Origin of the sequence: Aneurinibacillus tyrosinisolvens (assembly GCF_001015055.1) — a bacterium.
In the GTDB taxonomy this organism is placed as follows: Bacteria; Bacillota; Bacilli; order Aneurinibacillales; family Aneurinibacillaceae; genus Aneurinibacillus_A; species Aneurinibacillus_A tyrosinisolvens.
In genome coordinates this window covers 60229-72465 of record NZ_BBWZ01000012.1, presented here as the reverse complement: position 1 = coordinate 72465, position 12237 = coordinate 60229, and the positions used below count along the sequence as shown (strand labels likewise).

10 protein-coding genes and 1 CRISPR repeat array are annotated in these 12237 nt (G+C 38.2%); all 10 genes read left to right on the top strand.

Going from position 1 to position 12237, the window contains the following annotated elements; genetic code table 11:
- Positions 1–162 precede the first annotated feature (162 nt).
- The 10 genes from MBEAL2_RS13205 to MBEAL2_RS13160 all read left to right on the top strand — a co-directional run bounded on the left by MBEAL2_RS13205 (position 163) and on the right by MBEAL2_RS13160 (position 12185).
- Entirely contained in the window at positions 163–621 is a 459-nt protein-coding gene (locus MBEAL2_RS13205; RefSeq protein WP_052947704.1) for a hypothetical protein, read from the top strand.
- 376 nt (positions 622–997) lie between these two features.
- Positions 998–1729 (top strand): CRISPR-associated endoribonuclease Cas6, encoded by a 732-nt coding sequence (gene cas6 / locus MBEAL2_RS13200; protein WP_047152760.1) that lies wholly within the window; start codon positions 998–1000, stop codon positions 1727–1729.
- Positions 1730–1740: 11 nt separating this feature from the next.
- Positions 1741–3417 (top strand): type I-B CRISPR-associated protein Cas8b1/Cst1, encoded by a 1677-nt coding sequence (gene cas8a1 / locus MBEAL2_RS13195; RefSeq protein ID WP_047152806.1) that lies wholly within the window; start codon positions 1741–1743, stop codon positions 3415–3417.
- Positions 3404–4300 carry a type I-B CRISPR-associated protein Cas7/Cst2/DevR gene (gene cas7i, locus MBEAL2_RS13190; protein WP_047152759.1) on the top strand — a complete coding sequence of 299 codons (897 nt, stop codon included), beginning with the start codon at positions 3404–3406 and terminating at the stop codon, positions 4298–4300. The genes cas8a1 and cas7i overlap by 14 nt, the downstream gene beginning before the upstream one ends.
- Positions 4297–5001 carry a type I-B CRISPR-associated protein Cas5b gene (gene cas5b, locus MBEAL2_RS13185; RefSeq protein WP_047152758.1) on the top strand — a complete coding sequence of 235 codons (705 nt, stop codon included), beginning with the start codon at positions 4297–4299 and terminating at the stop codon, positions 4999–5001. Before cas7i ends, cas5b begins: the two co-directional genes overlap by 4 nt.
- Before the next feature lie 65 nt (positions 5002–5066).
- The gene (locus tag MBEAL2_RS13180) at positions 5067–7307 is read left to right on the top strand and encodes a CRISPR-associated helicase/endonuclease Cas3 (RefSeq protein WP_047152757.1); all 2241 of its coding nucleotides are present in this window, start codon (positions 5067–5069) and stop codon (positions 7305–7307) included.
- Between the two features lie 18 nt (positions 7308–7325).
- Positions 7326–7832: a CRISPR-associated protein Cas4 gene (gene cas4 / locus MBEAL2_RS13175; RefSeq protein WP_047152756.1), complete on the top strand. Its 507-nt coding sequence runs from the start codon at positions 7326–7328 to the stop codon at positions 7830–7832.
- Positions 7826–8809: a type I-B CRISPR-associated endonuclease Cas1b gene (cas1b, locus tag MBEAL2_RS13170; RefSeq protein WP_047152755.1), complete on the top strand. Its 984-nt coding sequence runs from the start codon at positions 7826–7828 to the stop codon at positions 8807–8809. The genes cas4 and cas1b overlap by 7 nt, the downstream gene beginning before the upstream one ends.
- Before the next feature lie 2 nt (positions 8810–8811).
- The gene (gene cas2 / locus MBEAL2_RS13165) at positions 8812–9075 is read left to right on the top strand and encodes a CRISPR-associated endonuclease Cas2 (RefSeq protein WP_047152754.1); all 264 of its coding nucleotides are present in this window, start codon (positions 8812–8814) and stop codon (positions 9073–9075) included.
- A gap of 191 nt (positions 9076–9266) precedes the next feature.
- Positions 9267–10927: direct repeats of the CRISPR family, unit length 29 nt; unit sequence GTTTTATTTGAACGTAGTGGGATATAAAG.
- 226 nt (positions 10928–11153) lie between these two features.
- On the top strand, positions 11154–12185 hold the full coding sequence (locus MBEAL2_RS13160; RefSeq protein WP_047152753.1) for a hypothetical protein: 1032 nt from the start codon (positions 11154–11156) through the stop codon (positions 12183–12185).
- Positions 12186–12237 lie beyond the last annotated feature (52 nt).

Here is a 12237-nt window from a genome sequence, read left to right as displayed (position 1 = left end):
TGCTGACAATTAAACTGGCTTTGTCTCTTGAGCTCGACTGTTTGGCTTACGGCGAACAAAAAAATATGTCATTCGAGTTTACGCTTAAAGAAAAGGGGAAGAATAGTTACCGTTCAATTATCTGGAGGGAAAAGAAGAAATACCATATGAAGGAGGCTAAATATGAAAACAAGTCATATATGCATTCTCTTACTGGCAGTCGGAACCCTAATATCTGTTACAGCTTGCAATGGTTTGAATGAAACACAGCAGCAGATCCAGACTAAACAGGATCAAACCAGGGTTCGGGAAGAAGCAAAACCGGTAAGCGCATCGCAATCTCCTGCTATAAATGCAGGGGTAAAAGGAGTCATTCAGCTTATAGGAGAGCTAGAAAGACAACTGCAGAATAATCCTAAGCCAAGTGTTGTTAACGAAATTGGTAAAAAAATGGCCGAGAAATGGGATTTAGTTGAGAAGGAAGTTGAGAAACGCTATCCTGATGACTATAAGAAAATAGAAGAAAGCCTCTATCCTCTCATCGCGGAAGCGGGAAAACAACAGTTGGACGTAAGCAAAATAAAAGCATTAAATATTGAAGCAAGACAGAAACTAGAAAAATTTTTAGATAAAGCTCAATAATGAATTGTATTCATATTATAAAAGGCTACCGCTAGACGAGTTTCTAGCGGTCATTCTTGTGTTATTTTACTGTGCACTTTGTGCTCGGGGTTCTTCCTCGATTGTTTCCTAAAAAGCTTTGACTAAGATCCCATTAACGCAAAATAGAATGTATGATATAGTATCGTTATCTTTATTTGCACGCAGTGGGATATAAAATTTAGCTTATTATTAAATATTCATTCTTTATCTGAACATAGCGGGAAAAGACAATCGATTTATCGGTTGTCTTTTTTTTCTAATTTGTTCAAAAAAGTACTTGATATATACCTTTTGTACTGGTAATATTTTCTTATAAATATCAATATATAAAAATAAGCTAAATGGAGGTGAAAAAGTGAAAATACGTTTAACATTTGAGATGGGAAGGCTGCCTATTTCTTATCGTCTTCCGATTCTCTCCATTATTAAAGGTTGTATACGGCGTTCCTCTGAAAATTTTTATAAAAATCTTTTTGACGTGAACAAGTCGGAAATCAAGCCATTTACATTTTCAACCTATTTTAAAAAGATGGACATCGCAGAAGAACATATTTATGCTGAAAAACTAGACGTGACAATCAGCAGTTCATCTTACGAGTTCATTATGCATGTATTTAACGGTAGCCAGTTTCAGAAGTCGTTTACATACAAGGACTACCAGTTGATATTAATTGGTTTTCAAATGTTGAAAGACACCAAATTGAGTCCTGCAACATCTGCTGTACTCCTTCGTTTTCAATCACCTATGCTAATTGAGAATAAACAAAATAAACCCGTGCTTGTATCCTCTCCTCATTTCGAGGAAGAATTGAATTACATCTGTGAACTGACCATCAAGAAGCTTTTGGGTCGTTCTTTACGACAGCCGATTCGAGTGCGCTCAACACAACTCGTAAAGCAAGTGATAAAAGAATCCTTACATCTGGATGATTCTCATAAAAAACCACTGTATTTTACAGCCCAAAAAGGATGGATGTGTCTTGAAGGGTACTATGAGGATTTACAATGCTTGTACGATTGCGGGATTGGACACCGCACGCAATTAGGGTTTGGATTAGCTGAAATAGAGGAGGTGATTACAGGGTGATTCCGTTACATATGGGAGAATGGCATATATCCCAGGGCTTAGTGGGATATTATCGCATTATGAAACATGCCAATCAAAAAGTCGAGGCGCGGAATGATGGGTTACAGATTTCAATTGCCGACTTAGAAATACTTCCAGAATCCTACTTTCAGTTCTTCCTAGATAAGTATAGTATCCAGAAACGTGATTCTTATCGTTTACAGCAAGCACTTGGACGATTTCGTTCAGGAAAAAAGGAAGCAAAGAAAGCCGTGGATGATATCGTAAAGTCATTAAACGACAAGGTCGGCAAGTATTTTCCTGAAACAATGGAAGGGAAACAGATACTCGCCTTAGGTGACCGTATTCGCATGAACAAAGAATACACAGCGGATTTAGAGGAAGACACTTTGCAGTATTGCCAATTGGTTGGGACGAAAAAGATTCACGATAAATTGACCTTGAACTATTTTAAAGCGGTTATACTTGGACCTTACTTTGGACAGGTTAGCTTTTTAAATGTTGTGAAAAACGAGCTAACGATTGCAGAACAGGTAGAACTGTTTCGAAAAGATTACATCGTTCCGGTCATTGAAGAATATCAGTTTACTAAACTTTTAAACACAGCCAAAACAGAACAGGAAATTCTGGAATGCCTGGAAGGATGCACACATGAGCATTTAACAAAGCTAAAACGCCCCTTCAAAAAACTAACTATCGATGAAATGAGAGAATATATAACAACCCGTGTAAATCGCTGCAGTTTCTTCGAAGGTTTTTATGCATTTGAAGAGTATAATGAAGGCAACTTTTCTCCACTGGCATTAAGTGCAAAAAAAGCAATTAATTTTTCCTGGGAGGGTAGAGGAAGCCTAACGATTCCTATGAGCGCAATGGCCAAGTTGATTTTGTTTTGTGCGCCAGCAGGAGCAACAATCTCGGGTAAAAAATCATTATTTGTCCAATTAGATGGCTCATTTGATAAGTTGTTGCATGCGAACGAAAGCTATGCCGTTGCAAAAGAAAACAACAAAGCGTTTGATGAAATTATTTTTGATATCATCCGAGAAACACAACAAAAATCACATGACACACTTAACCACTATCTGCTCCTGGAATACGAGTCGGACTACTCCTCTAAGAAAACACTCCTGGACTACTTAATGCTAACGCCGGCTCTATGCCAGCTTTTCATGCAGCACCACTCATTGTTTCAAAAACTATCCTTTACATTACGTAATGCACTTGTACATGAACTCCTTCAACATCGAGATCCAAAGCCTCTTTTGTTTACACATTTCCGCAATAATATTAATTCCAAATTTATTTCTTCTGAAATTCTACATGCCGTTTTGATTCGACACTTCTATCAAAAATACCAAAAGGGAGGGGAAAGTGTGGCTGTTCATTCAAAAAAGGAAAGTGCTTATGTTTGGGTCCTTTACAAAAGTGCATTTGCGGTTCAAGAGAAGATAGGGGAAACAAAGGCCAAACAAGTTGCGTACCGCCTGCTTAATGCATCAAGAGCAGGAGACAAACAACTCTTTATGGACACAGTGATGCGCTTGTATATTTCAGTAGACGAGAAAATGCCGGACCTTCTATTGAATGTGCTTCATGAAGAAAAACTAGATTTCGCTTCTGTTGCCAACGCTTGGATTGCTGGCCTCATTTCGAAAAAGGAGGAAAAGAACGATGAACAACAATAAGGCTCTTACTATGACAATTGTGTTTCGTGCCAGTTCGCTAAACTACGGGGAGGGAACAGCGAATATTTCAGAGCTAAAGAAATTTCATCGCGGCAATGGTGACGTCCACTCGTTTGCTTCGCGTCAAAGTATTCGTTATGACATGGTGCGTCTTGGTAATCAATTTTATGATTGGAATTTGAATGTAGTGGATAAAACGAAGGGTGTTGTTCAATTTAAAGAAGATTGTACCATTCGAGATTCCGTTGAAATGGATTTATTCGGATATATGAAAACTAAAGCGAAAGAGGGAGCGGATAAGCGTTCTGCTGTTTGTCGCCTGAGTCACGCTGTGTCTCTTGAGCCATATAAGAGCGACCTCGAATTTTTAAATAATATGGGTCTTGCATCCCGAATCGATGATAATCCGAACCTGGCGACGCTTGAACAACATACAAGCTTGTATACATACACCATTACACTTGACTTGGGCCGGGTTGGATTGGACGGGAAGATTGAATTATCTTCTCAGGAAAAAGCAGAGAGGATAACCCAGCTGCTTGAGGTGACAAAGTTTTTAAATCGAGAAATCCGTGGCCGGCAGGAAAATCTTGCTCCTCTATTTGTTATTGGAGGCGTGTACCCGATTCCAAATCCATTTTTCCTCGGAAGAGTCGAGCTAATGGATAACAATTATACCCGGATTAATATAGCACCACTAGAAGAAACAATCCAGCAAACGGTATTTGGCCACTCCATTCGCGAACAAACCTTTATTGGTTATGTAAAAGGCATGTTTAAGAACGAAGAAAGCTTTAGGGATTTGGCTTCAACTGGATCTGTTGAACAATTCTATCAGCACGTGCAGGAACAAGTGAAAGGGTACTACGGAGTCGAGATATGAACCTATTGCGCTTAACATTATATCAAGAAACCGTGTGTTACACGAAGCCGTTTGCCAATAAAGTAGCAGAAACCTATCCGCTTCCGCCGTATTCCACAGTGAAAGGACTGATTCATGAAGTACTGCAAGCCAAAACACTCGTGCCATTTTCTCTTAGCATACAGGGGAAATATGAATCGAAAATGATTGACTATCGTAAAACCTATATGGTAAAGAAAAAGGCATTTGCGATGCCTGTCATTTTAGATGGCTTGGATGCAGCGGTCCCATCCGACAGCCAGGTAATGACTTCTATGCCGCTTTATACGCACATGCTGTATAACGTTCAACTTGTAGTGCATATCAAGGCGGAGGCACCGATTTTACAAAGTATCTACCGCTCTTTTCAATCATACAATCAATGCCTTTCGCTAGGGAGACATGAGGATGTAGTCAGAGTCGACGGCGTGGAATTTGTTACGTTAACGTCGAAAGAAGAAATGGACTTGCCTTGCTCCGTTTACATTCCAAAATCATGGATTGCCGAGGGTGTTTCAGGGATACCCTATCAGTTAAACTGGACGTACACCATCAAAAACGGAATAAGAGAATGGGAGAAGATCCCGGTTCTTTACGTTATGGCTAAAACAGGACTCGATAGTGAACAGTTTGCGTCGCCTCTATACACCGATGGAAACTATCCTGTGTTCTGGAATGAATAACTCAATAAAAAAGGTTACGCTCTGTCTGGAGCGTGACCTTTTCCTAAATTGGGAGGGGATACAATATGGAGCTTATAAAAACGGAATTTATTGCAAAATCCAAACCAGTAGAAACAATTCGCCAGCATACAGACGAATTACGTAACCGGTATGAGGTGCTAGAAGAGCATTATCGGAATCGACTCTCGAACGAACGTATGTGGGATTTGCTGAAGCTGGCAGTCGATTACCACGATGCAGGGAAAATTTACGGAAGGTTTCAATCCGATATCAAAAAGGCAATAGGGATACCCGGTCCTTCGAGCATGCTTCCTCCTATTCCCCATAACTATTTATCACCGCTTTTAGTACCGCTCGATGAACTATCCTTAACAAAAGAAGAACGTAAAGTTTTGATTCAAGCAATTACATACCACCACGAACGTGATCATGCATTAAATAAAGAGGAGTTAGTCCAGGCATTCCAGCAGGATTTACTTCATTATATAGACGATGGTGCGTCTCATTTAAACATTCCTTTCAATAGGGAATTGCCCTCTATAAACCGACTCTTTCGGTATATGAGCCAGCGGATTGATTCGTTAGAAGAGAAAGCGCTATATAACCAATATGTTCTCGTGAAAGGACTGCTACATCGGCTGGACCATGCGGCTTCAGCTCATGTGGAAATTGAGTGCGATACGAAAGCAAATTTAGCAGGCTATGCGGAAGCCTATCTTGGACAGCTTGCTGTTGATAAAACAAACAGTACGTCTATCTTACGGCCCTTACAGCAATTTGCGAAAGAACATCACAATATGAATTTAATTCTGGTTGCTCAAACAGGTATGGGAAAAACCGAAGCGGCCTTGCTGTGGGCAGAAAAAAAGAAAACCTTTTTCACGCTACCTCTTCGTGTCAGTATCAATGCTTTGTTTTCACGTGTTCAGAAGAAAATGAGATTCTTTGGAGCGGGTCTGCTTCATTCTTCCAGTGCAAATTACTTAGATGAACAGGGGATAGAAAACTGGGAAATTATCCGGGACCAATCTAAACATTTATCTTCTAAATTGTTATTCACGACGATTGATCAAATTTTAAAGTTCCCTTTTAAATACAAAGGATACGAAAAACACTATGCAACAATGGCATATTCTGCGGTTGTCATTGACGAAATCCAGGCGTATGAACCAAAAATTGCAGCGGTTCTTATTAAAGCACTGGAGATGATTCATGAAATCGGCGGAAGTTTCCTCGTCATGACCGCCACGCTGCCACAGCTTTATTTAGAGACATTAGAAGCACGTGAAATCCTAACCTCATCCGATTTTATACAAAAACAATTTGTTAATGAATCAAAACGCCATCGGATTCAAGTAGTAAACGAAAAAATAGAAGATGATTTGGAACGTATCTATGCGTCTGCTGAAATAAAGAAAGTACTTGTAATCGTGAACACCGTAAAAAAAGCGGTACAGGTGTACGAACAATTAGCGGAAAAAACGAAAAAAGTTCGGTTGCTTCATTCAATGTTTGTTCAAAAGCACCGTGCATCCTTAGAAGAAGAACTCTTAGACTTTGATCTAAACACGGAAGGTACAGGAATCTGGGTGACAACACAACTTGTGGAAGCATCCATCGATATTGATTTCGATGAGCTTTATACTGAGGCTGCGACCCTGGACAGTTTATGCCAGCGCTTCGGCCGCTGCTACCGAAGAAGAGAACTCGAACATCAAAACCCGAATGTTTTTATTTATACTGAATCTCCTTCTGGAAAAGGCTCAATTTATGATGAAGAGATTGTGAATCGAACGGTAGACATATTATTAAACTATCAGGGTGAAATTTTAAATGAAAAGGAAAAAGTAGAATTAGTAAAAGAGCTATATAAACGAGAGAATTTAAAAGAAACAAAATTCTTAACTGAGTTTGAACAAGCATTACGGGAAATTGATGCTATTCGGGATTCAACATTGACAGACAAAGAGGCTCAAAAGCTACTGAGAAACATTCAAGCAGAACTTGTTATTCCAAGAGTATTATATGATGAACATATCGAATTGTTTGAACAATTAGAGGAAGAAACAAATCCAGAAGAACGAGCTAAAATTAGAAGAATCATTGAAACGTATACACTTTCTGTTCGCAAATCGTTAACGGCAGGTCTTATAAGTCCGGTGCAATGTAACGGAAAACGAAAAGATGGAACCAGATATTCACTGCTGCCCTATATTTCAATTATTGATTTAGACTATGACTTTGATAAGAAATGTAATACGGGAAAAGGTCTTTCTATCCAGCCAGCCACAGCTTCTTTAATTTAGAGTGAAGGAGAAGAGTAAATGGTCAATGGTATTGAGATACAATATTTTAATGTATGTAAACGGAAATTGTGGCTATATTCAAAGCAAATCACAATGGAAGTCGAAAATGACCGAGTGATGGAAGGAAAAATATTGCATGAGCGTTCCTATCAACGTCTGGAACAGCGTGAGATGCTGATTGATAATCAGTTTAAAATTGATGCGGTGGATGGAGAGTATATCCGTGAAGTCAAGATTTCAAGCAAAATGGCTGAAGCAGACAAATGGCAGCTTCTCTTTTATTTATACGAACTGAAACTGCGCGGAGTAAACAAGAAAGGATTAATCAGTTATACAAAAGAGAAAAAAACGGAAGAAGTCATCTTAGATATTGAAAAAGAACATAAGCTGGAAAACATGATAAAAGAAATACAGATAATACGTAACCAGGACTACCCACCAACGCTAAAAAAACTTCCTTATTGTTCCAAATGCGCGTATTTTGATTTTTGTTTCTCGGATGTGGAGGAGGATATATCATGCTAAAAGACTATTATATTTTTTCAAATGGCCGCATGAAGCGAAAAGATAACACCTTTTTCTTTGTTGACCATGAAGAAAAAAAGAAATCACTTCCTGTTGAACGAATTGATAATATTTATGTGTTTGGCGAAGTAGACTTGAACAGCTCTTTTTTAAATTTAATGAATCAACACGACGTGCGGGTTCATTTCTTCAATTATTATGGTTTTTATTCAGGAACTTTCTATCCTCGCTCGAAAAAAATTTCCGGCTTTACAGTTGTACAACAAAGTGCCCACTATTTAGACCTAGATAAAAGGCTGTTTATCGCTAAATCATTTGTCCAGTCAGCTAGTTTTCATATGCTGCGTAATTTAAGGCATTATAAAGAAAAGGTTCAGGAACATATTGACTCTATCCTTACTTATACAAAACTTATTGACAAAACAGTGAAAGTTCAAGAACTCATGGGTGTCGAGGGTATGATAAGACAGACATACTACGAATCTTTGAATCAATTTTTACCGGAAGAATTTGCATTTGATAAACGCTCAAAAAGACCGCCAAATGATCCATTGAATGCACTTATTTCGTTTGGAAATAGTCTTTGTTATACTGCTGTTTTATCTGAAATTTATAAAACACACTTGGATCCAACTATAAGTTTCCTGCATGAACCTTCTTCAAAACGTTTCTCTCTAAGTTTAGACTTAGCGGAAATATTTAAACCGCTACTGGTCGATACGGTCATTTTTACGGTATTAAACAAGAAAGTGATTAATAAGCGTGATTTTGATTATTTAGAGAATATGGTAGTGTTAAATGAACAGGGGAGAAAAAAGTTTGTGCAGGAATGGGATAAAAAATTAGCCACTACAGTTAAACATCGCAAGTTAGCACGAAATGTATCCTATCGCTATTTTATACGACTTGAGTGCTACAAATTGATTAAACATTTTGTCGGTGATACACCATATAAGCCATTGAAAGCGTGGTGGTAAGCATGTTTGTTATGATTACATATGATGTTGGTGAGAAAAGGGTAGGAAAGGTATGTAAAAAACTAAAACAATATTTGGTATGGACACAAAACTCAGTGTTTGAGGGTGAGATTACGAAAGGGAAACTAACAAAGTGCCTTCACGAATTAGAGTTAATCATGAACGATAGGGAAGACTCCATTTATGTATATGAGGTGCAAAATCCCAAAAATATAATAAAGAAGGTTGTGGGTGTTGAGAAAAACTACGAAGACTTCTTTTTATAAATCAACTGGCTGATTGATTTTGCAGTGCATCGGACAGTGTGGAATAATGGGCGAAATCCTTGATGTTATTGGCTTGAGTCCTATTTTTGAAAGAAAAAGTGAAAATGAATGTCTGATGTACTGCAATCAAAGGTGATCAATGATACACTAAATGCAGGTATATCAAGGGTTGAATGCGCAAAAATTTAGGGGTTTTATTTGAACGTAGTGGGATATAAAGATTAAAGAAACGCTAACAGCCTACAACCGCAGCCGGAAAGTTTTATTTGAACGTAGTGGGATATAAAGGCGGGACCGCACAGACGGTAAACGTTGAGATTATCCGTTTTATTTGAACGTAGTGGGATATAAAGGGAATACAGCTAGGCAATCATTGGTTATTAAATATGTTTTATTTGAACGTAGTGGGATATAAAGGAATTAGTACCCACATAAAGACGAAGAGTAGTTGAGTTTTATTTGAACGTAGTGGGATATAAAGGGGAGATCACGGAATTGACTTAAAGCTATTTAAAGGTTTTATTTGAACGTAGTGGGATATAAAGTCGATGATTCCGCTGATTTCACCCGTCTCCAAATCAGTTTTATTTGAACGTAGTGGGATATAAAGCGGTCATTTCTTTTTCTACGTAGGTTCCATTTTCAGTTTTATTTGAACGTAGTGGGATATAAAGGACGGTACGTATGCAGGTGAAACAAGGAGCGTGACATGTTTTATTTGAACGTAGTGGGATATAAAGTGTATTATCATCAATTGAAGGTAAATGTTTATTCAACGTTTTATTTGAACGTAGTGGGATATAAAGCCGATTTTGAAGCCTCTAACATATTCGCAACCGTACTGTTTTATTTGAACGTAGTGGGATATAAAGTGTTTTATAAGTTTCTACGCCTTCGCTATGGATTACAGTTTTATTTGAACGTAGTGGGATATAAAGATGGGACAATGCCGGTAAGCGTTGGGAATGGAACAGGTTTTATTTGAACGTAGTGGGATATAAAGTATGTCAGGGGATGGTACGTTTAAGAAAGTACAACGTTTTATTTGAACGTAGTGGGATATAAAGGTGCAATAAAAAGCGTTTCTTGTGCTGGTCCGACGTCGTTTTATTTGAACGTAGTGGGATATAAAGAAAATGGCTGGACCGTAAAGTAAGAAAAATCGTGGATGTTTTATTTGAACGTAGTGGGATATAAAGACCTTTGCTTTTGGTTTTTCTTTTTCCGGTGAGTGCGTTTTATTTGAACGTAGTGGGATATAAAGGTAAAGCATAACGGTGCTCTAAATCGTGGTACTTATCGTTTTATTTGAACGTAGTGGGATATAAAGAAGTGATAACTAGCATTTGTGCTGATTTAACTGCCAGTTTTATTTGAACGTAGTGGGATATAAAGGTATAAATATATTCAATAAAGGCAATACTACAAATAGTTTTATTTGAACGTAGTGGGATATAAAGTATGAAAATCCGATCTAGTTGGTGTATTCTAGCGTTGTTTTATTTGAACGTAGTGGGATATAAAGGGGATATGATCCGGACGCAGCACATCTTTGTGAAGCGTTTTATTTGAACGTAGTGGGATATAAAGTTAGTAATAAGGGATTCCGTCAAAATAATTGGTTCAGTTTTATTTGAACGTAGTGGGATATAAAGGCGTATTGAAAGACAGCAGCCGGCCGCAGAATCCATCGTTTTATTTGAACGTAGTGGGATATAAAGTAGGGGTTAGTTCTTCTGCTTGGACGGATTCTTTTGTTTTATTTGAACGTAGTGGGATATAAAGAGATAAATGGATGAAACATATCGAATCGGAGTTACAAAGTTTTATTTGAACGTGGTGGGATATAAAGCTTTATTTACGCACCTGAATGTAAAAATTTCTGTTAAAATTTGCTCATACATAGCACAAAGCCCTGCTCAGGTCGCCAAACTAGCGCAGGGCTTTTCGATAAGGTATTGCTACATGTTTTTTGTTGAATATTGAATTTATCATTATTCTAACACGGAAAAAATATGTATGCAAGTACCTCTGTTCAGCTATGTTCAAAAAACATAAGTCGAGTCGGAGGTTTTTTTATGGCAACGGAAATATTTAAGCACGCAAGAAAAAGAGGGCAGAGTATTGTCGAGAACGCTTTTCTTGATGATAGTAACGTAACTGGAATGGCGAAGTATCTTCTCATCCAATTCTGTTCACACCGAGAGGGAACGTGGACGATAAATATGAAGGACATTATTAAACGTTCCAAAGACGGACGAGACAAGCACTATAAAGTGGTCAATGAACTCATACATAATAATTATATCGCTAGAATTAAAGTTTTAGAAAAAGGCATACATCGGAAGCAAATTTATATTTACGGACACAAAGCCGATGTCGCCGATATGCTACAAGAAACAATCGCAGAAATCGAAGCAGAAGGGATTTATACCACTCGGGTAGAGTACGGAGAACCGCTTCCTGAAAGTCAGGAAACGGATAAGGAAGAAAATAAAAAACCGCTTCCTGAAAACACGGATACGGTTAAAACGGATGCGGAAAAATCGGGTGCGGTGGATCAGTACAATAGAAATAACCAATCTTTAGAAAATACCAATATAGAAAAAACCAAAGAAGAAAAAAGCAATAAAAATCCGTCTATCAGTCATACTGATCAGTATGCAACAGATCCTAGTGCTCAAAAAGAGAAGTTAAGAAAAGAATACACCGCTGCCATAGACAAGTTTGTTACAGAAGGTGAAGTGCCTACGTCTGTACTTAAGGTGCTATCCATACATACAGACAGACTGATTGATCACGGTATCCATCCCTATGAAGTTGAAATCTTTTACAAATCGAGTGACAACTCGGTTAGTCGTGTTGACTTCCCACAAATCCTTACAAATGTTCTCACGAAAACAAAAGGGAAAATCGACAGCTTCCATGCGGTGATGAAAAAAGCGATAGCAAACTGGTCGAGTGATTTCACAGGCACCTATAAGACAGTCCAAGACGAAGAAGGAGAACTGTCCACCTACAACGAATCACTAGAAGAAGATATGCCACACCCGCCTTACAAATCATCGGGAAAGTTCCCGTTTTATAATTGGCTTGAAGAAACCGACTAGGTAATACATATGCGAGAAGGGACCATCTTATGCATACACAAGACAAATATTC